Origin of the sequence: Desulfonatronum zhilinae, from assembly GCF_900182865.1 — a bacterium.
In the GTDB taxonomy this organism is placed as follows: Bacteria; Desulfobacterota; Desulfovibrionia; order Desulfovibrionales; family Desulfonatronaceae; genus Desulfonatronum; species Desulfonatronum lacustre.
In genome coordinates this window covers 56447-75408 of record NZ_FXUJ01000012.1, presented here as the reverse complement: position 1 = coordinate 75408, position 18962 = coordinate 56447, and the positions used below count along the sequence as shown (strand labels likewise).

The following is an 18962-nucleotide window of genomic DNA, read 5'->3' as shown; positions in this document are numbered from 1 at the left end:
GCCAAAACACCGACACCGAATGCACGGAGGTTTTCCATGGCCGTGATTATCCTCGACCCTGCCCAGTTTTCCAAGAAAACAGCCAAAATGCTCAAATCCGGAGGCAAAGCCGGGGGCGCTGCCAGACAGGCCCAGACAATTATCCAGGACCTGGCCGACAGCGGTCGATTGGACCCCAATGTTGCCCGGAAGTTGACCCCAAACGGCGAGGCCAGAATGGAAAACTGCTGGAAATTCAAACTCGCCGGCTGGCATCGGCTGGTCCTGGCCAAGCACGAAGGAGATTTCGTCTTTTTGTTCCTGGGAACCCACGATGAAACCGACACCTGGATCAAAAACAACTCCGGGCTCAAGCTGGATGTCTCCGGAGGCAAAATCATTCCCGGAGCTGCATCAGGCCCGAGCGGACACCTGAACGGCCACCCGGTCGACCACCAAAGCGCGTCCGAAGCGTCCGAAACATTCAAAGCATTGGCCTCGTCATGCGCGGACGACGACTACTATGAGCGCCCTCTCCATGAATTCATCGACCAGAACACGCTCCGGGATATTTTTCGCGGACTGTGCGATGCTCAAGGACTGAAGGTCGGAAACGAACCGATCGGCTAATGTGGCAGGCCTGAGTGGCCGCCGCACCATTAGGACGGAATGCAAGGCTGGATTGCGTGGGGGATTGTTTGTGTGGTCGATCACCGGGCCGAAGCCGGTCCGGCCGGTTGTTCTCGACGCGATTTCGCGGCGGGGCCAACCGCTTGGACGCAGCCAGCCCAAGCTCACCGGCAGCTTTGAAGCGTAGCGTAATAGCCGTCCGGCTGCGCTTTGTCAGGATCACCTTGAAGCTGATCGAGGACAGCGGGGCCGTGGTGGTCTGTCTGGAAAACTGCACCGGCTTCAAGAATTTCGACCTCCTGGTGGACGAGACCGGCGACCCCGTCGAAGCCCTGGCCCGCAGCTACCTGCGCCCCCCCTGCTCCTGCATGACCCCCAACCAGGGTCGGTTCAACCTGATCTCCAGACTTAGCCGGGATTTCAAGGTCCAAGGCATCGTCGACCAGACCTGGCAATGCTGCCACACCTACAACGTCGAAGCCCACGGGATAAAAACCCTGGCTGAACAGACGTTGAACATTCCGTTTCTGCACATTGAAACCGACTACTCGGAGTCGGACACGGAACAACTCCGGACGCACATCGAGGCGTTTCTGGAAGTAGTGGAAATGAGCTGACCGAACACGAAGGAAAAACGCATGTTGCACATCGACGTTCCAGGCTGGAAAACGCTGCGTCTGGCCCACCTCTTCCTGGACTACAACGGTACCCTGGCCCTGGACGGACGTCTTCTGCCCGGCGTCGCACAGCGCCTGGAGGAGTTGTCCCGGCACCTGGACATCCACGTCCTCACCGCGGACACCTTCGGCAGCGTCCGGGAAGCACTGGGAACGCTCCCCTGCGACCTTTTGATCATCCCATCCCAAAACCAAGCCCAAGCCAAGGCCGACCATCTGCGGGCTTTCGATCCCACCCTGTCCGCGGCCATAGGCAACGGCCGCAACGACGCCTTGATGCTCCAGGAAGCGGCCCTGGGCATCGCCCTGCTCCAGGAGGAAGGCGCGGCTTCACAAACCTTGGCCGCCTCGGACGTGGTCTGTCGCTCCATCCTGGACGCCCTGGACCTCCTGCGCCACCCCCTCCGCCTGGCGGCCACGCTTCGCGGGTAGTGCTCGCGATCCTTCGATAGCAAGAAGCCGGAGGTTGTCACGGCCCCCCATCGTCTGTTTGCCTCATTCCTGATCACAGGGTACGAGAAAACTCCGTTACCCTGTTACCCTGTTACCCTGTCGCCCTTCTCGCACCACAGGAGCCCCCGCCATGCCCTACGCTTCAAGCCACATTCGAGCACCCTGCACCCTGACTCCGAAATTCACGACCGCAATGAGATGCGTGCGAGGTGCCTGATGGAGGTAAAAGAAAAAGTCGAGTACTGGGTCAGTTCCGCCGGGCACGATTGGGATGTAGCTGAGTCTCTTTACAAGAGCGGCAAATATGACTGGTCTCTCTTCATCGCTCACCTTGTTCTCGAGAAGCTTTTCAAGGCTCTGTTAGTCAAGCACAAGAAGACGTTTCCGCCACGCATTCATGATCTGGTCAGACTGGCGACCCTGGCAGGTGGAGACTTTGACGAGGAAACCCTTGATTTCCTGGATGGGGTCAACACGTTCAACATTTCAACCAGATATCCTGATGAAAAATTCAAATTTTATCAGATTTGCACGAAAGAGTTTGCCGCGACAAACCTTGAACGTATCAAGGAGGTCCAAGAATGCCTGCTGAAAAAGATATATACGTAAACAAGGCGAAAATGTTTCTCGACTCCTTGCGCCAGGACGGCATCGATGTCGCGGACGCCTACCTTTTCGGTTCCGCGGCGGAAGGCAGGGCCAGCGACGACAGCGACATTGATGTCGCTGTTGTTTCCAAAGATTTCCAAGGTATTCCATATTTTGACATGCAAAGAATCGGCAAGCATCGTAGACGGGTTGACCTGCGTTTGGAAATCCATCCGTTCTCTTTGCATGACGTCCAGACTGACCCTTCTCAATTTTATCTGAAAATAAAGCAGGCTGGAATTCGGATATCCTGACCAATGGCCACGCGATGAGAAAAATCATGAGCAACCACACCAAATATGGCGAACAGATACAGAGTGCCCTGACAGCTCGGCAGATCGCCGCTGTTTTGGACGTAGCGCTGCTTCTGGAGAAGACGGACGTTCCGGAATAGGACGCCCGTTGGGAACCGGCCTATTTTGATTCGTAAACCTTGGGCACGGACCTTGCAATCGCGCGGATTTTCACCAGTTCCGCAACGATGCTCAGGGCGATCTCGGCGGGGGTTTGGGCGTTGATGTCCAGGCCGATGGGGCAGTGGACGCCGGAGAGATCGTCCTGACGGAAGCCTTGCCCGCGCAGGGCCGCGTAGATGGCGTCCCGCTTGCGGCGACTGCCGATCATACCGATGTAGGCGGCCTGGGTGCCAAGGGCCTGGGCCAGGACGTCCATGTCGTGCGTATGGCCCCTGGTGACGATGACCACGTAGCTGTTCCCGTCGATTCGGTACCCATCCTGGGTCAGAGCATGACCCATGTTCTCCGGGACGTGGACGGCGTCGGCCAGCGGGAAACGCTCCGGGTTGGCGAAGTCGGGCCGGTCGTCATGGACTTCCACGCGAAAATCCACCCGGTGGGCCAGGATCGCCACTTCTCTGGCGACATGGCCCGCGCCGAACAGATGCACCGTCTCCTTGGCCCGAATCGGCTCGATCACCACTCGTGAGTCTCCGGCCATGCACAGAATCGGGCGACATTCGAGCCGGACCTTTTCCAGAAGGCTTGTCGGAAGGCTTGCCAGTCGCTCCGGATTGTCCGGCTGCTCCGGGTAAAAGCGCAAGCCCGAGGCTGAGCGCTGGACCAGATACGACTCGGAGAGCAGCCCGGCCTGACCACCGGGAGACTCCCGGAGCACGGTGGCCAGAAGCCAATCACCACCCTGTTCGCGCTGGCGGCCCAGAAGTCGGAACAGCTCCATGGTTCGGGAAACCGGCCGCAACGGCTCCACCAGCACGTCCAGTTCCCCGCCGCAGATCATGTCCATATCGCCGGCGTCCGTGCCGGTCAGGGTAACGTGCTGGAGTCGGCTGAAACCGGAACGCAAGACCTCCAGCCCGGTCTGGATAACCTCGGCCTCCAGGCGTCCGCCCCCGATCGTTCCGAGGATGGAACCGTCCCGACGCACGACCATCCGGGTTCCGGGAGTCCGCGGCGCGGAGCCGGTTTGGCCGACAATGGTGGCCAGAGCCGCCGACTCTCCAGCCTCCAGCAAGGTCAGGATTTCATCTTCAAGTCGGATCATTGGATTCTCTCATCATCGCCTTACCACATCCGGCCCAGCAGAAAACCGCAATAGAGGGCCGCGAGACTGATCAGGTTCTGGGCGATCAGGTTCAGGATCGGTTTCAGGCGTTTTCCTTCCTGAAACAGCAGATGGGTTTCAAAAATATATGTGGAAAAGGTGGTGAACGATCCCAGAAAGCCGACCAGGATGATCACTCGGGCTTGCGGCGGGATGGCCCCGACCTCGTGACTCAGCACCCAGGCCAGCCCGAAGAGGAAGCTTCCCAGGACGTTCACCGTGGTGGTGCCCCAGGGATATTCCCGGCCCAGAAGCGCATACACGGCAGAGGAGAGCCAGTACCGCGACATGGCGCCCAATGCGCCGGCCAGGCCGAGAAAAAGGATTTCCTGCATTCGGAAGGATCGAGGTTTTACGGCGTTCAAAAAGCCGCGATTACTCCATGGAAGCCGGAAGGTCCCAGCGAACCTTGCCTCCGGTTTTCTTGCGCTTGCGCAGCAGGACATAGAGCGCCCCGGTTCCGCCGTGCTGGGGCAGGGCCGTGCAGAAGGCCAGGACGACCCGGCGCAACGGCTCGCGGGTCAGCCAGAGGGGCAGCTCCTCGCGGATCAGGGCCAGGCCCCCGGGAGAGTTCTTGCCGCGCCCGGGAATCAGCAACACGCAGCGTCGCCCCAGGTAATACTGGCCGCGCAGGAAGTCGAGGGCGGCGTCCCTGGCCTGCAGCGCGTTCAATCCGTGCATGTCCAGATGGGCTTCCACGCTGAACTGCCCGGCCTTGAGCTTGCCCAGCACTTTTTTGTCCAGGTCCTGGATATAGCCGTGCATGTATTCCTCGGAATACGACAGCTCGAACTCCACCGTTCCCTGCACCAAATTGCGCAGATAATCCGCCACCCAAAGGTCGTCGTTCTCGGCCAAATTTTGCTTGCGTTCGGTGGTCACGGATTGTGAAAGCCGGGATTCGCCGGGCACTTCCCGGCCTTTGGTCCCGCCGGAGATGGGCGTGACTTCGGACATGGCCCGGACGAACAGGTCCGCGTCGTCATTGGGCGGATTCTCCGGTTCTTCTTTTGGTCGCGGCTTGGGAACGATGCGTTTGACGCGCTCCTTCTTGGGGAACTTCTTCTTCAGCGCGGAGAGGTCTTCGAGGGAGGTGAACTTCATGGCCTGGACGGGGCTGCTTGATTCGGTTTCGTGGAGTGGGTAGGAAGGCAGGTCGCCCTTGCAACGCCGATAAACGGGCTCTAAGCGAGACAGTATCCTGACGAATATGCAAAGGCAAGGCAAAGGCGAGACCGAGGCAGGGCATTTTTGTTCTCGAAGCACGGGCACTCTGGATCGGTATCGAAATCGAAATCGATTGCGATGATTGCTGGCCCAGCCTTGGGGGGGGCTCAGAACGCCCTGCAATATATACCATTGAAATAATAAATATTTTTCAGAGAACAAAATTGTCCTGGAGACGGAGACAGCCGTGGTCAAAATCATCGCCGGACACTGGAAGGGCCGCCGGATCAAGACGACCGAGGGCGAAGGCTATCGTCCGGCCATGGGCAGGGTTCGCGAGGCCCTGTTTTCCATGCTCGCTTCGCGCGGCGTGCATTGGGACGCGGTCCGGGTGCTGGACGTGTTCGCCGGCAGCGGAAGCCTGGGCTGGGAGGCGTTGAGCCGGGGAGCACCGGAAGTGTGCTTTCTGGAAAACGACCCCAAGGCCCTGCGTCTGCTGCGGGACCAGGCTCCGACCTTCGAGCGTCCCGGACAACGCGTCCGGATTCTGGCCGGAGACGCCTTGCGCACCCTGGCCGGAGCTCCCAGGCAGGCCAGACCGGGAGGATACGGGGTCTTGTTTTTTGATCCGCCGTATGGCCGCGACCTCCTGGCCCCGGCCCTGGCCCTGGCCCGCAACCACGGCTGGATCGCCCCGGACGCCCTGATCTGCGCCGAGGTGGAGGAAGCCTGGACGCCCGCCGCCTTGACCCTTCCCGAACTTGAACTGGAAACGGACCGCACGTACGGTCAAACCCGCATCTGCATCTGGACGACCCGACCGCCCTCGCCTACCTCCTGAACCGTGAACCGTGAACCGTGAACCCAAAATGGACAAAAATTTCTGCAAAAAACGCATCGCCGTCTACCCCGGCACCTTCGACCCCCTGACCAACGGCCATGTCAGCCTGATCCGGCGCGGCTTGGAAGTCTTTGACCAGATCATCGTGGCCGTGGCCTGGGATACGCCCAAGACCCCGCTGTTCTCCCTGGAAGAGCGCCTGGAAATGATCGACGAAGTTTTCGCCCCGGAGCCGCGGGTTATCGGCGAGGGGTTCCAGGGGCTGCTGGTGGACTATGTCCGAGAGCGCGGCGGCAGCGTAATTCTGCGCGGGTTGCGGGCGACGTCGGACTTTGAGTATGAATTTCAGATGGCCCTGATGAATCGCCGCCTGAATCGCGGCTTGCAGACCATGTTTCTGATGACCGATTATAAGTGGTTGTACATCAGTTCGACGATCATCAAGGAAGCGGCCAAGCTGCACGGAGACGTCCAGGGCCTGGTGCCGGAACCCGTGCTGCGCCGACTGTATCAAAAGTATGGGACGAGCAAGGACTGAGCGGGAACAGCCCTTGACCTCACGCCCGAAAGTCCATGGTCCAGACGGCCGGACCACACCCATCGTCTGCCTGGTGGGGGCTACCGGGACCGGCAAGACGGCCGCGGCCCTGGCATTGGCCCGGCATTTTCCGGTGACCGTGATCAACGCGGATTCGCGTCAGGTCTACCGGGACGTGCCGATCATCACCGCCCAGCCGGACGCCGCTGAGCAAGCCCAATGCCCGCATCTGCTGTACGGTTTCCTGGGCATGGATGAAACCGTTTCCGCGGGCAGGTTCATGGACGAGGCTCGAAAAGCGGTGGCGTCTTGCCAAGAAAATGGTCGGGAGAATGATCGGGCGAGTGGCCGCATGCCCGTTCTGGTGGGCGGCACGGGCCTGTATCTGCGCGCCCTGGCCGGCGGATTGGCGAATATTCCGGACGTGCCCGCCCAGGTGCGCGAAGCGGTGCTCCAGGAATGCGCGGATCACGGTCCCGAAGCCCTGCACGCCCGATTGAGCGACGTGGACCCGGATTACGCGACCCGGATTCACCCCCGGGACCGGCAGCGGGTCTGCCGGGCCCTGGAAGTCTTCCAGTCCTCCGGGCGTCCCTTGTCCTGGTGGCATACCCATGCCCGCTCGGCCCAGGGTCTGGAGCTGTTCATCATCGGCCTGCGCCTGCCCCGGCCGGAACTCCACGATCGCCTGGCCCGCCGCATCGACGTAATGCTGGAACTGGGAGCGATCCGGGAAATCCAGCGAGCCTGGGAAGGCTGTCCAAACCCTGAAGCCCCGGGATTTTCCGGCATCGGTTGCCGCGAACTGCTGGCCCACCTGCGCGGAGAGACCAGCCTCGAAGAAGCCAAGGACCTGTGGCTGTTCCGGACCAGGGCCTACGCCAAGCGCCAGGAAACGTGGTTCAACAACATCCCCGAGGTCCACTGGATCTCGGCCGGAGACCAGGCCGCGGTCGTCCGCCTCGTGGAAACCCTTGCCGCGGGTCCGCGGGTCGGGTCCGGACTTCGGACTGACCCGAACACATATCGATCCATATGAAGAAAGGAGACGACGTTTTGCGAAGCAACAGCCCAAAAACATGGTTCCTCTCCACGCTGATGGCCGTTCTTTTTTCAAGCCTGCCCACGTTTCTACTGGCCGGGCAGGATGTCCGCATCTTCGTGGAGGCCGATGAAGCCGGTGTTTCGGAGCCCCGCCCTTCGGCCCTGCGCCGGGCTCTCGCTCAAGGGGTGACCCAGGAGGCGGAGATTCTGATGCGGGAGGAGCTGAGCGGGGGACGACGGGCCGCGTTGGAACGGATTCTGGAGTCCCGGGCCGAGGAGTACGTCCTGGGCTGGGAAGAAATCGAATATCTGCCCACGGAATGGGGCGCGGTCCTGCACCTGAATGTCCGGGTCAACCGGGAGGCGTTGCAAAATTTTCTGCGGTCTTTGGGTACATATTATACACGGGGCCACCGAATCGGCTACCGACTCGACCCCCAGGGCCTGGCATCGGAGCAGCTGGAAGTGGTCCGGAGCTTGGAGCTGCTCTCCGGCGTGCACGACGACGGCTCGGACTCTCTGATTTTGCGCCTCGCGTTTTTGAGCGAAGGTGGGTGGCAAGGCGTGCTGGATTACGAGGGAATGGTCTGGACCGCTGCGGGACGGGATCTGCCGGAAACCTGGGCCGCTCTGTGGGGCAATTACTTCCGGTTGGACCGGGTTCGCGGAGGCTTCGAAGGCGCGATGACCCTGGTCACCCAGGGATGGCGCTCCGCCGGGGATATTCAGGCCTTTGACAGACATCTGCGGGGCCTGGATGTCTCCACGGACACCATCGACCTGCTGGGCGTCTCGGTGCAATCGGGCCAATACCAGGCCAATTGGCGGATCGTGACCATGGACCGGGAAGCCCTGGAACGCCATGTCCGCCAGTACGTCCAGGAGCGATCGGTCACGTTCGGCCTGGAGTAGGAGCGCATACCTTCCACACATTCAACAGCCAGGGTGTAACTCTGGGTCGAAATCGAAATCGAGATCGAGATCGGTATCGGCGTAAATTATTGACGCACCTGCTTTTCTCGATTTCGATTTCGATTTCGATACCGATTTCGATCCGGTCTCAATGCGTGACTGACCTGAGGACATCCTTTTTGAAGGCAAAGTGGACGTAAACATTCACCCTCAACAACCCAAACGACAAGGAGCCCCCCCGTGGCGGAATTCATTTGTTCCAAGTGCGGTGAAAAGAAGGAAGGCCGATGCAAACCCCAGAAGTGTCCCAAGTGCGGCGAGAAAGGGACCATGGCCAAGCAGGAGCAGAAGTAGTCCGGTGACCAGCGAATCCGGCGCGGCCGACGTGCTTGTCGTCGAGGACGCTCTCCGGTTCACCCGACTGGTCCGGATAACTCCGGAACGGACCCTGGCCCAAGTCTTGTTTCTGGAGGGACTTTGGCCGACGAAGCCGTTTTGCAGCGGTCTGGGGCGATGCGGTCATTGTCTGGTGTATGTGGCTGGCGATTCCGAGCCAACGACGGACGAACGGAAGACCCTGGCCCCGGAGATCCTGGAGCAAGGCGGGCGATTGGCCTGCCGCCGCCAGGCCGAAGGCGGACTGAGGGTCCGGCTGCCGTTTGCGTTTCCCGGAACTGCCGCCGAATTTGCCGGTGCTTTCGAAACGAAGGGAATCGCCCTGGAGCGGGCCGTCAGCGGGTCATTGGCCCTGGCCGTGGACCTGGGGACCACCAGCCTGCACTGGCAATTCCTGGACGACAAGGGCGTCCTGGCCCAGGGGCGGGAACTCAATCCGCAGTTGGCCGCTGGCAGCGAGGTGATGTCCCGGCTGGGGTTCGCCCTGGCCGCTCCGGACAACGCCCGGATGCTCCGGGACGTGGTGTCGCGACGGCTGCGCGAACTGACCATGGCCCTGCCTGCTCCGGTGGAGCGGATCTGCGTGGCCGGGAACACGGTGATGACTGCCCTGCTGCTGGAATGGCCGCTGAAGGGGCTGGCTGCGGCCCCGTATCAGAAGCCCCACGAAGGCGGATTCTGGACCAGGCTGCCTTTTCAGGAAGCGCTGCCGGAAACAACGAACCCGGAAACAGCGAACCCAGAAACAGCGAGCGAAGGCGCTCCAGAAGATACCGGGAGCCCCGACGGCGGGCGAACCTACATCCCGCCGCAACCAGCGCCGTTTATCGGCGGCGACCTCAGCGCCGGACTCGCGGCCCTGCATTTCACCGCCGCCCCCCCGCCGACCTATCCGTTCCTCCTGGCGGACCTGGGAACCAACGGCGAGTTCATTCTGGCCCTGGGGCCAAAGCGGTATTTAGCGGCCAGCGTGCCCATGGGGCCGGCTTTGGAAGGCATCGGCATGTCCTGTGGTTCCGCGGCCCTGCCCGGGGTCTGGGTGGACGTGGCCGTGACGCCGTTTGGACTGCGGCCCCGGCCCCTTGAAGACCCGGACAGGGAAGACTCAGGTGCGGGAAACAGAAGCGAGGCCCAAAGAAAATCGGATCGACAGCGAATTTCCGGGACCGGGTACCTGGCCCTGCTGGCCGGGCTGCTGCGCCTGGGGCTCCTGGACCGCACCGGGGGCTTCGCGGCCGGGGACAGCCCTCTGGCCCGGCGGGTCGGATTGGGCTTGGCGGACCGGGACGGTGAACGGCGCTTTTTGCTCGGTCCGGACGTCTACCTGACCGGACGCGACGTGGAAGAGGTGCTCAAGGTCAAAGCGGCCTTCAATCTGGCCTTTTCCCGGCTGCTGGCCGAGGGCGGCATTCAACCGGAGGCGCTGCGGGCCGTATATCTGGCCGGGGCCCTGGGCGAGCATGCGGATCTTTCCGCCCTGGAGGAACTGGGTTTCGTCCCGCCCGGCTACCGACGCCGGATCCATCCCGTGGGCAACAGTTCCCTGGCCGGGGCCGCCCTGCTGGTGAACAACCCCGAGGCCAGGGACTGGATCGAAAGGACCGCGCCGATGATCACGACCCTGAATATCGGCCAGGAACCGGATTTTTTTTCACACTACACGCAAAGGTTGGTCTTTCGCCATGTCTGACGCCCCATCTCGCCCTGTCGGCACCCCCGGTTTCTCCGGCGCGCCGTTTCCCGATCTTTCCGTTGCTGCCCAGCGGGCCCTGACGGACTACGCCGACCTGCTGCGGGAGGTCATGCCGATGAAGGCCGCCCATCGGCGCAGGCTGGCGGACAACATTCAGGAACTGTCCTCGTTTCTCATCGAAGACCGCGCCGAATTTCTGGGGCGGGACTACCTGCACGCTCCGGCGGCCCTGGGGGCCTATCTGTGGTACTTCCTGCCCTGGAACCTGGTGCGCCTGAGCCGACTGCTGGGCGGACTGGACCTGGACCTGCCCGACGGCGCGACCATCGTGGACCTGGGCTCCGGACCGCTGACCGTGGTCCAGGCTTTGGCCTTGGCCAGGCCGGACCTGTTGACCAGGGAGCTGCACTTCCACTGCCTGGACGCCACGCCCAAGCCGATGCGCGAAGGCCGGAAACTGTACCACGGCCTGGTGAACAGCCTGGAAAACACGTTGGCCCAGGGCCAAAGCCGGTGGAAAATCCATCTCGTTCACGCCCCGTGGCACGTGGGCCTCAAAGACCTGCCCCGGGCCGACCTGCTCACCGCGGCCAATTTCCTGAACGAACTGCCCTGGCATCGCCGGGATCCTCTCGGCGAACAAGTCGCGGATTTTTTCCGGACCGTGGCCGCGCATCAGCGGCACGGCGGCCGGTGCCTGTTCGTGGAGCCCGGAAACCGCCTCGGCGGGAAGCTGGTCAGCCTGGTCCGGGAAAGCTCCGTGGCCGAGGGCTGGCGCGTGCTCGGCCCCTGCACCCATCACCAGGCCTGTCCGATGCTCGAATACCGGGAAACATCCTGGTGCCATTTCACCCTGTCCACCCGCGGCTGTCCGCCCTGGCTCGCGGAATTGTCCCGGGAAGCCGAATTGACCAAACGGGACGTGAGCCTGAGCTACGCGTATTTGGCCGGGCCCGATGTGGCCGATCCCGCCCCGGCCCCCAAAGCCCCGGACGCCGGGGCGGGATCGGCCAGAGTCATCAGCGCCGAATTTTCCGTTCCGACACGGGACCACGGACAAATGATCGGACGCTACGGCTGCGCGGCCCAGGGCAAACTGTTGATCCTCTCCGCGCCGGGCGCACCCGGTACGCGCTCCGGCGATCTCGTCCCCGTCCGCCTTGCTGAACCGTCCTGGCGCGACCCCAAAAGCCATGCCGTGGTGGCCGAGTTGTCTTCGACCGCGGGCAAAACAAAGTCCGGAACGGACAAGCCGAAACCGAAGCAAGGAACCATGCCCAAGGCGACCGTTTCCGACAAACCGAAGCAAGCCTCTTCCAAAGAATCGACGGGCATGGATCGAAAAAGAGACTCGCGACCGCGACCCGCCGGGCCTTCGGCGAAAGTCTCGAAAAAACGTCCCAAATCGAAACCGGATTAGTCCGTGTCACCATCAAAACAAGGACAGTCTATGCGCACGCTGATTGTTGAGGACAGCCGAAGCATGCGGGAACATCTTCGGGAGATCGTGGCACCCTACGGCCGGGTCGTTCAGGTGCCCGACGGAAGACAGGCCGTGAACGCCTTTATTCGGTCCCTGGAGGACAAAAAGCTGTTCGACCTGATCCTGATGGACATCGAGATGCCGGTTCTGGACGGGCACCAGGCCTTGAGCATGATCCGCCGCCTGGAAGAGCAGCGCCTGGGCGGCATCCGGACCAAGGCCGTGATGGTTTCGAGCCTTGCGGACTATGACAACATCCTCAAGGCCCAGTTCGAGGAACGGGCCGACGCCTATCTGACCAAACCCTTTGAGCCGGAAATGCTCCTGGAAATCCTGCGCAATCACGGCCTGATCGACAAAGGGCCTTTTCCGGAGGAAGACGCTGAAACCTCTCCTAAAACCTCTCCTGACACGTCCCCCTGATCCGCCAAGCCCCTCGCCCCATGCATCCAATTCCCATCTTCACCATCGGCTACGGCTCGCGGACCATTGAGGAACTACTGGATCTGCTCCGGGCGCACGACATCGACTATCTCCTGGATGTCCGCTCCAAACCGTACTCCAAGCGGCGTCCGGAATACGCCAAGAAAGCCCTGGAAGAGCGGCTGAAAGCGAACGGTCCGCGCTACGTGTTCATGGGCGACGACCTGGGAGGCTTGCCGGACGATTCCGAAGAATGCGCGGCACCTGGGCCGGGCAAGGACAATCCGCGGCAGTCCCCGACTCACTCCCCGGCCTTCCACCGGGGGCTGGCCCGGCTGCGCAAGGCCTTTGCCCAGCAGGCCCGCGTGGCCCTGCTCTGTTGCGAGGCCAGGCCGGAGCACTGTCACCGGGCCCTGTTGATCGGAACGAGTCTGGCGGCGGAAGGCGTGCCCGTGGTCCATATCGACGAACACGGCGCGCTGATCTCCCAGGCAGCGGTGCCGGCACGGCGGGATGCTTCGGGGTTGAGCGAGCAGCCCGGCCATGAAGACGCGATGGACGGAGTGAGCGTGACGGACGGAGCGGACGAGCCCGATCCAACGGATCGCTTCGCCCCGCCGGAAGACGACGCCCCGCCGCTCACGGACGCGGACATGCCGGGGAACCAGGATCAAGACCTGGAGGAAGCAGCACGGCCCGAGTCCGTTTCGCCGCCCCTTCCGCTCCTGGACCTGAGCCGGTTCGCTTCCGCCGACCCGGCGACCATCCTCAAGCAGGTCTTTGGCTACGACGCCTTTCGGCCATTACAGGCCGAGGTCATTGCCGATGTGCTGGCCAGGCGGGACACGTTGGCGATCATGCCCACGGGCAGCGGCAAGTCCTTGTGCTACCAACTTCCGGCCCTGATGTTTCCGGGGCTGACCGTGGTGGTCTCCCCGCTCATCGCCCTGATGGAAGACCAGGTGATGCAGGCCCGGGAACTGGGGCTGCCCGCCGTGTTTCTGAACAGCACCCTTCCGGGGCACGAGTATCAGGCGGTGCTGACGGATATCCGGGCCGGGCGGGTCAAACTGCTCTACGCGGCTCCGGAAACCCTGCTTCTGCCCGGAATTCTGGAACTCCTGAAAAGCGTGGCCGTGGACTGCCTGACCATTGACGAAGCCCACTGCATTTCCGAATGGGGCCATGATTTCCGTCCGGAGTACCGCCGGTTGCTGGAAGTCCGCCGCCTGCTGCCCGCCGCGGTCTGCCTGGCGGTCACGGCCACGGCCACGGAGCTGGTCCGCCGGGACATCAAGGCCGCCCTGGGCATTGGCGACGCCCAGACGCACCTGGCCGGCTTCAACCGGGAAAATCTTTTTCTGGAGGTTGCCCCCAAGGCACGGGCCGCGGACCAACTTATGGAATTTGTTCAGGCCCGTGCGGACCAGGCCGGAATCATCTACTGCGCCACCCGCAAGCAAGTGGACGTACTGTCCGAAATGCTGCGCTCCAGGGGCCACGATGCCCTGCCCTACCACGCCGGCCTGGACGCCCCCACCCGGATGCGTCACCAGCGCCGGTTCATCCGCGACGATGTCCGGATCATGGTGGCCACCATCGCCTTCGGCATGGGCATCAACAAGTCCGACATCCGCTACGTGGTGCACTACGACCTGCCCAAAAACCTGGAGAGCTACTACCAGCAGGTGGGCCGGGCCGGACGGGACGGGCTGCGGGCGGACTGTCTGCTGCTGTTCACCTACGGCGACGTGCAGACCACGGCCTCCTTCATCAGGAAAATGGACCCGGCCCAACAAAAACCGGCCCGGATGCAGCTGGAAGCCATGCTCGGCTACGCCGAATCCACGGTCTGCCGCCGGATTCCCCTGCTGAGCTACTTCAACGAGTCGTATCCGGAAGAAAACTGCGGGATGTGCGACAACTGCCTCACCCCGCGCCGGGAGCCCGAGGACATGACCGTGGCCGCCCAGAAATTCCTGTCCTGCGTCAAGCGCACCGGCGAGATGTTCGGGATGACCCACGTCATCGACGTGCTGCGCGGCTCCCGCTCGGAAAAGGTGCTCAGCCGGGGCCACGACGCCCTGTCCACCTACAACATCGGCCTGGAGTACTCCAAGAAGCAGTGGCAGCATCTGGCCCGCCAGTTCATCCAGCAGGGCCTGCTGATCCAGGACATGGAACACGGCGGCCTGCGCCTCGGGCCGGAGGCCTACGAAGTCTTCCGGGGCCGCAAGGTCCTGGGCGTGCTTCCCGAGCCGGACCACGCCGCCGCGCCGTCCTCCGGCCCGACGGGCCGGGACCATGATCCGGATCTGTTCGCGCTGCTGCGCGCCAAGCGCAAGGCCCTGGCCGAGGCGGCCAATGTCCCGCCCTACGTGATTTTCTCGGATCGCACCCTGGTGGAAATGTCCGCGCTGTTTCCCCAGTCCCCCGGCGCCCTGGCCATGGTCCACGGGATCGGCGAGGCCAAGCTGGCCCGCTATGCCGAGGAATTCCTGCCCATAATCCGCGAATACTGCACAGAACGGGGCATCGCCGAGCAATTCCCCTCGAACCAACTCCCCGCCCCCCGTAAGCAAATGGAAGGCCTGGGCGCCCGGACCCTGGAAGTCCTCGCGCTGCACGAGCAGGGCCGGACCTTCGCCCAACTCTGCGAAACATTCTCGGTCAAACCGGGCACGATCATCAACCACCTCTGGCAAGCCCTCCAGGCCGGCCGCCCCGTTCGCGGCGACACCCTGGCCGACCAAATTTCCCTGCCCCCGGACACCCTGGACCGGGCTCTCAATGCCTTCGCCGAACACGGCCCGGACCGCCTCCGCCCGGTGTTCGACGCCCTGGAAGGGACCGTCGGGTACGACGACCTGCATCTGGTCCGGCTGCATGTGGTCCTGAGCGGGCAAGAGAGATGACGCGGCACCTTACAACGCCAGCCGACCGGCATCGCTGTTTGAATCCCGCAAGCAGGGCAATTTTGTTCTCGAACCACGGGCACTCTGGATCGGTATCGAAACCGAAATCGTGATCGAAATCGATTTTTGGTAACATTCCGATTTCGATTTCGATGTCGATGTCGATGATTGCTGGCCTTCCCTTGGGGGGGGGGCTTGAACACCCTACAATCTACGACTCTGAAATTATAGATATTTTTCAGAAATCAAAATAGCCCTGAATCCCGCAAGCCCGGCCCGTTGACACGACAATCTTCCGGGTGTAGCCCTGAACTGACACGCAATAAATATTTTTCATGTTAATCGCCCGGATCAAGAATGCCGGAAGCTTCCCGAAGCTCCGGAGGCAGAACTGCCCGTCGTCCTCAAGCCAGGAGGTTCCCCATGCTTTTCCCCGTCTCCGGAGTCGAAGTGGCCCCGTGGATTCCCTTTGCGGCCGGTTTTGCCGTGGCCTTCATCTGCTCCATGGGCGGCGTATCCGGGGCCAACCTGTTGCTGCCCTTTCAGATGAGCGTGCTGGGCTTCGTCACCCCGGCGGTCAGCGCCACCAATCACCTGTTCAACATCGTGGCCATTCCCAGCGGAGTCTACCGCTTCATCCGGGAAGGCCGGATGGTCTGGCCACTGGCCTGGGTGGTCATCGCCGGAACCGTGCCCGGCGTTTTGCTGGGCGTCATCCTGCGGGTCAAATACCTTCCCGACCCGACCCACTTCAAGGCGTTTGCCGGACTGGTGCTGCTGTATATCGGCTTCATCATGGTCCGCTCACAGATCAAGGGGCCTGCTCCCGGATCGGACAAGGCTTCATCGGAAAAACGATTTCAAGAATTGGTGGCCGGGTTTCGGAAAAAGGAAGCCAGGTCCGGAGAGCCCCTTCCAAGAGTCAAAGTTGACCAGATCGGGCTGAAGACCATCGATTACTCCTTTTACGGTGAGAACATCAGCGCCCCGACCATGGGCATCTTCTGGCTCAGCGCCATTGTCGGCGTTGTCGGCGGGATGTACGGCATCGGCGGCGGGGCCATCATCGCCCCCTTCTTCGTGGCCGTGTTCCAGCTGCCGGTGTACACCATCGCCGGAGCCTGCCTGATGAGCACGTTCATCACGTCCGTGGTAGCGGCCGTCTTCTACCAGGCCATCGCCCCGCTCTACCCGCACATGGCCGTGGCCCCGGACTGGACCCTGGGCATTCTGATGGGCGTGGGCGGGATGATCGGCATGTACGCCGGAGCCCGAATGCAGAAATTCGTCCCGGCCCAGGCCATCAAGTGGCTCCTGGCCTTCATTCTGGTCTTTACCGGCGGACGTTACGTGATCGGATTTCTGTTCTGATTTTCGACAGCGTAACTCCTCACCTGCGTTCGGGCTTGTCTCGATTTTTCAGCCTCGCCTGTCTGACTGAGCCAGAATTCGTTCATCGAACCATTGCCGGACGCCTGAAGTGCCAAATGTTGTTTATTCGGGCAATGGTTCGATGTTACGAAGCCGGCGGTTCTCCGCGCTGTTCTGGTCCACCCCCTGCGGACCGGCGAGAAGCACCCAAGGAGCCTTGATTTCCGCGGTCACGAACATCCCGCCGCGGAGAGTCCGTTGCCCAAGCGCGAAAGGTCCGCTCCAGCTCCGCCAGTTGAACGGAGTCGAGAATCTTGACGTTCGGTGGGACGGAAAACGAAGCGCCCGACGAACGCCGGGTCGAGGAGTCTTCACTGAGGATGGTGTGCATTTTGGCGTGAAGGGATCAGTTGAAGAGTTTACGGGATGGTTCAAATCTGTTGGCGTGAAGAATGAACCATCCGCTTCGTACAGGACGCAAGGTCACCAAGAAGAGAGCGAAATTATGACACCCCGCGAGCCGTTTCATCGTTCCCCTCCCCACCACCCGACCCGAAACCCCGCGGCCAGGGCCGCGAAGCCCAGCAGGTTTTGCCCGATGATTTTCAGGGCGAGGATCAGCCATAGACCCTGCTGGAGCAATACCTCGGCCTCGAAGACGTAGGTGGAAAAGGTGGTGAAGGAGCCGACGAAGCCGGTCAGCAGGACGAGGCCCAGGGGTTTGGGGATCAGGGCGCGTTGCTCGGAAAGCGCCCAGATCAGGCCGAAAAGGAAGCAGCCCAGGACGTTGGCCAGGGAGGTGCCCCAGGGAAAGGGGCCCGGCAGCAGGGAGGCCGCCGAAGATATCCCGTACCGGGCCAAAGCCCCGGCCGCTCCGAACAGCCCGATGAGCAGGGCCGTGGCCATAGGGGACAAGGGTGGGGATGGGAGGCGCTCAGGCACGCTGGTCATCAAAAATTCCGACCACCGACGTCTTGTTGTAAAATTCCAGGTAGGCGTCTCCGGTATTGGCGATTTCCCCCAGGGTCAGGGCCCCGGCCATGGGCAGGCCCACATCCACCACCTTCAACTCCCGATCAAAATCATTCTCCAAAAACAGGACACGGGAAATGCAGTCCACGAAGAGCATCGACCGGCCTGAGCCTTCTTCTTCGGAAATCCCGGCCTCAGCCAGTTCCCGGGCGTGAGCCGCCCCGGCCACCAGGGAGTCCGGGTTCCCGCTGAGAATATGCACGTGGCCGCCCTCGGCCACATCGCCGACGCAGACCATCTTGGTTCCGTCCAGGATGATCGGATCGCGGACGATCATCTCCGCGTCCAGCTTGGCAATGCCCAAAGGATAGAACTTGGCCAAGTCGAAAAACGGTTCCGCGGCAAAAGTCCGGCCGGAATGGGCCTCCACGACTTCCTTGTACACCTCGAAAGCCGGCCGCCGGTTCAGGCTGATCACCGTGTTGTGATCGGCTTCGGTGACCTTGTAGGCATCGCTGATCGGGACCCATCCGTGGGCCACGCCGATGGAGCTTCGGGTGTCCGCCAGGGCCAGGATCGCGGCATCCTGAAGCAGCCCGTGGTTGGTGAACAAGCAGGGCTTTTGCTGAAAACTCAAGGACCCCGCACCGCCGCCGATATAGTTGGGCAACAGGCCCAGACAGTTGAACAGAGAGTCGATCAAGGCCGTGATCCGGGTGCTCAGCCCGTCCACGAACACGAACATGGTCTGCTCCGTGGGGTCCATTTCGCCGAACAGGTCCAGGATGGTCCCGAAATAGTCCCCCGCCGGATCGCTCAGTCCGGGAATCACGCCGCACTTTGCTTCGAAACGCAGCCCGATCACCAGAGCCCCGTGCTCCAGGGCTTTCCGGTCGTGGATGATGCGCGGGAACACGCCGCCGAAAACCGGCTTCGGGCAGGACCGAAGGACCGGGTTCAGAGCCTCGGCCTGCAGATTATCCGCGTCGCAAGCCAGAATCATCAGGGAGCGGGCGTCCGGATCGTCCGCGACCCGCTGGATCAGCGCGCCCAGGTTCGTGGAGTTCGGGACCTCAAGAAAGTGGAGGTGCATGATGTCCTCTGTAAATCGGATAATCAGGTGTTTGGCTCAGCCGTTATGCCGCGACCCTTGCCTCGTTGTTCAAGGCTCTCGACCTTTCCGCTTCTATTTTCCCTACAAGGTTCCAAAATGAACCACAAGACTTTCCAAAACGCTCC

The 18962-nt window shown here is 62.0% G+C and carries 20 protein-coding genes; 15 read left to right on the top strand and 5 right to left on the bottom strand.

The window, feature by feature from the left end:
* Window positions 1-36: 36 nt before the first annotated feature.
* From AC559A_RS10940 to AC559A_RS10920, 5 genes are all read left to right on the top strand, one after another.
* Entirely contained in the window at window positions 37-609 is a 573-nt protein-coding gene (locus AC559A_RS10940; RefSeq protein WP_498817945.1) for a hypothetical protein, read from the top strand.
* A gap of 176 nt (window positions 610-785) precedes the next feature.
* A complete protein-coding gene (locus AC559A_RS10935) occupies window positions 786-1226 on the top strand; it encodes a 2-hydroxyacyl-CoA dehydratase (RefSeq protein WP_498817944.1) in 441 nt (146 codons plus the stop codon).
* Between the two features lie 21 nt (window positions 1227-1247).
* Complete coding sequence (locus AC559A_RS10930; RefSeq protein ID WP_498817943.1) at window positions 1248-1718, top strand: HAD family hydrolase; 471 nt, start codon at window positions 1248-1250, stop codon at window positions 1716-1718.
* A gap of 237 nt (window positions 1719-1955) precedes the next feature.
* Complete coding sequence (locus tag AC559A_RS10925; protein WP_498817942.1) at window positions 1956-2348, top strand: HEPN domain-containing protein; 393 nt, start codon at window positions 1956-1958, stop codon at window positions 2346-2348.
* A complete protein-coding gene (locus AC559A_RS10920; protein WP_498817941.1) occupies window positions 2321-2641 on the top strand; it encodes a nucleotidyltransferase domain-containing protein in 321 nt (106 codons plus the stop codon). The genes AC559A_RS10925 and AC559A_RS10920 overlap by 28 nt, the downstream gene beginning before the upstream one ends.
* A 160-nt stretch (window positions 2642-2801) precedes the next feature.
* On the opposite strand, the gene AC559A_RS10915 is transcribed toward AC559A_RS10920, so the two are convergent.
* The 3 genes from AC559A_RS10915 to AC559A_RS10905 are packed head-to-tail and all read right to left on the bottom strand — an operon-like array spanning window position 2802 to window position 5072.
* On the bottom strand, window positions 2802-3908 hold the full coding sequence (locus AC559A_RS10915; protein ID WP_498817940.1) for an XdhC family aldehyde oxidoreductase maturation factor: 1107 nt from the start codon (window positions 3906-3908) through the stop codon (window positions 2802-2804).
* Between the two features lie 20 nt (window positions 3909-3928).
* The gene (gene crcB / locus AC559A_RS10910) at window positions 3929-4303 is read right to left on the bottom strand and encodes a fluoride efflux transporter CrcB (protein WP_498817939.1); all 375 of its coding nucleotides are present in this window, start codon (window positions 4301-4303) and stop codon (window positions 3929-3931) included.
* 40 nt (window positions 4304-4343) lie between these two features.
* Complete coding sequence (locus AC559A_RS10905; protein WP_028571039.1) at window positions 4344-5072, bottom strand: Smr/MutS family protein; 729 nt, start codon at window positions 5070-5072, stop codon at window positions 4344-4346.
* Window positions 5073-5382: 310 nt separating this feature from the next.
* On the opposite strand from AC559A_RS10905, the gene rsmD reads away from it, so the two are divergent.
* The 10 genes from rsmD to AC559A_RS10855 all read left to right on the top strand — a co-directional run bounded on the left by rsmD (window position 5383) and on the right by AC559A_RS10855 (window position 16751).
* Window positions 5383-5976 carry a 16S rRNA (guanine(966)-N(2))-methyltransferase RsmD gene (gene rsmD / locus AC559A_RS10900; protein WP_035261163.1) on the top strand — a complete coding sequence of 198 codons (594 nt, stop codon included), beginning with the start codon at window positions 5383-5385 and terminating at the stop codon, window positions 5974-5976.
* A 28-nt stretch (window positions 5977-6004) separates the two neighbouring features.
* Window positions 6005-6514, top strand: coding sequence for a pantetheine-phosphate adenylyltransferase (gene coaD / locus AC559A_RS10895; protein ID WP_498817938.1), 510 nt, complete (start codon window positions 6005-6007; stop codon window positions 6512-6514).
* 13 nt (window positions 6515-6527) lie between these two features.
* Entirely contained in the window at window positions 6528-7553 is a 1026-nt protein-coding gene (gene miaA, locus AC559A_RS10890; RefSeq protein WP_498817937.1) for a tRNA (adenosine(37)-N6)-dimethylallyltransferase MiaA, read from the top strand.
* A 17-nt stretch (window positions 7554-7570) separates the two neighbouring features.
* A complete protein-coding gene (locus AC559A_RS10885; protein WP_156932822.1) occupies window positions 7571-8470 on the top strand; it encodes a hypothetical protein in 900 nt (299 codons plus the stop codon).
* Between the two features lie 240 nt (window positions 8471-8710).
* Window positions 8711-8824, top strand: coding sequence for an RCKP-type rubredoxin-like domain-containing protein (locus tag AC559A_RS10880; RefSeq protein WP_028571035.1), 114 nt, complete (start codon window positions 8711-8713; stop codon window positions 8822-8824).
* Window positions 8825-8828: 4 nt separating this feature from the next.
* Entirely contained in the window at window positions 8829-10556 is a 1728-nt protein-coding gene (locus AC559A_RS10875) for an ASKHA domain-containing protein (RefSeq protein ID WP_028571034.1), read from the top strand.
* Window positions 10549-11979, top strand: a complete 1431-nt coding sequence (locus tag AC559A_RS10870; protein ID WP_028571033.1) for a small ribosomal subunit Rsm22 family protein — start codon at window positions 10549-10551, stop codon at window positions 11977-11979. The genes AC559A_RS10875 and AC559A_RS10870 overlap by 8 nt, the downstream gene beginning before the upstream one ends.
* A 30-nt stretch (window positions 11980-12009) precedes the next feature.
* On the top strand, window positions 12010-12465 hold the full coding sequence (locus AC559A_RS10865; RefSeq protein ID WP_498817936.1) for a response regulator: 456 nt from the start codon (window positions 12010-12012) through the stop codon (window positions 12463-12465).
* 20 nt (window positions 12466-12485) lie between these two features.
* On the top strand, window positions 12486-15380 hold the full coding sequence (gene recQ, locus AC559A_RS10860) for a DNA helicase RecQ (protein WP_498817935.1): 2895 nt from the start codon (window positions 12486-12488) through the stop codon (window positions 15378-15380).
* Between the two features lie 423 nt (window positions 15381-15803).
* Window positions 15804-16751 (top strand): sulfite exporter TauE/SafE family protein, encoded by a 948-nt coding sequence (locus tag AC559A_RS10855; RefSeq protein ID WP_028571031.1) that lies wholly within the window; start codon window positions 15804-15806, stop codon window positions 16749-16751.
* 525 nt (window positions 16752-17276) lie between these two features.
* Here the strand turns inward: AC559A_RS10855 and AC559A_RS10850 are convergent.
* A complete protein-coding gene (locus AC559A_RS10850; protein WP_435050747.1) occupies window positions 17277-17702 on the bottom strand; it encodes a fluoride efflux transporter FluC in 426 nt (141 codons plus the stop codon).
* Window positions 17686-18816 carry an FIST signal transduction protein gene (locus AC559A_RS10845; protein ID WP_498817934.1) on the bottom strand — a complete coding sequence of 377 codons (1131 nt, stop codon included), beginning with the start codon at window positions 18814-18816 and terminating at the stop codon, window positions 17686-17688. The genes AC559A_RS10850 and AC559A_RS10845 overlap by 17 nt, the downstream gene beginning before the upstream one ends.
* Window positions 18817-18962 lie beyond the last annotated feature (146 nt).

What these genes read in the sequence shown, in the direction of transcription:
- AC559A_RS10940 (WP_498817945.1), top strand. Translation starts at nt 37, where the DNA reads ATGGCCGTGATTATCCTCGACCCTGCCCAGTTTTCCAAGAAAACAGCC.
- AC559A_RS10930 (WP_498817943.1), top strand. Translation starts at nt 1,248, where the DNA reads ATGTTGCACATCGACGTTCCAGGCTGGAAAACGCTGCGTCTGGCCCAC.
- AC559A_RS10925 (WP_498817942.1), top strand. Translation starts at nt 1,956, where the DNA reads ATGGAGGTAAAAGAAAAAGTCGAGTACTGGGTCAGTTCCGCCGGGCAC.
- AC559A_RS10920 (WP_498817941.1), top strand. Translation starts at nt 2,321, where the DNA reads ATGCCTGCTGAAAAAGATATATACGTAAACAAGGCGAAAATGTTTCTC.
- AC559A_RS10915 (WP_498817940.1), bottom strand. Translation starts at nt 3,908, where the DNA reads ATGATCCGACTTGAAGATGAAATCCTGACCTTGCTGGAGGCTGGAGAG.
- crcB (WP_498817939.1), bottom strand. Translation starts at nt 4,303, where the DNA reads ATGCAGGAAATCCTTTTTCTCGGCCTGGCCGGCGCATTGGGCGCCATG.
- AC559A_RS10905 (WP_028571039.1), bottom strand. Translation starts at nt 5,072, where the DNA reads ATGAAGTTCACCTCCCTCGAAGACCTCTCCGCGCTGAAGAAGAAGTTC.
- coaD (WP_498817938.1), top strand. Translation starts at nt 6,005, where the DNA reads ATGGACAAAAATTTCTGCAAAAAACGCATCGCCGTCTACCCCGGCACC.
- AC559A_RS10870 (WP_028571033.1), top strand. Translation starts at nt 10,549, where the DNA reads ATGTCTGACGCCCCATCTCGCCCTGTCGGCACCCCCGGTTTCTCCGGC.
- AC559A_RS10865 (WP_498817936.1), top strand. Translation starts at nt 12,010, where the DNA reads ATGCGCACGCTGATTGTTGAGGACAGCCGAAGCATGCGGGAACATCTT.
- recQ (WP_498817935.1), top strand. Translation starts at nt 12,486, where the DNA reads ATGCATCCAATTCCCATCTTCACCATCGGCTACGGCTCGCGGACCATT.
- AC559A_RS10855 (WP_028571031.1), top strand. Translation starts at nt 15,804, where the DNA reads ATGCTTTTCCCCGTCTCCGGAGTCGAAGTGGCCCCGTGGATTCCCTTT.
- AC559A_RS10850 (WP_435050747.1), bottom strand. Translation starts at nt 17,702, where the DNA reads ATGACCAGCGTGCCTGAGCGCCTCCCATCCCCACCCTTGTCCCCTATG.
- AC559A_RS10845 (WP_498817934.1), bottom strand. Translation starts at nt 18,816, where the DNA reads ATGCACCTCCACTTTCTTGAGGTCCCGAACTCCACGAACCTGGGCGCG.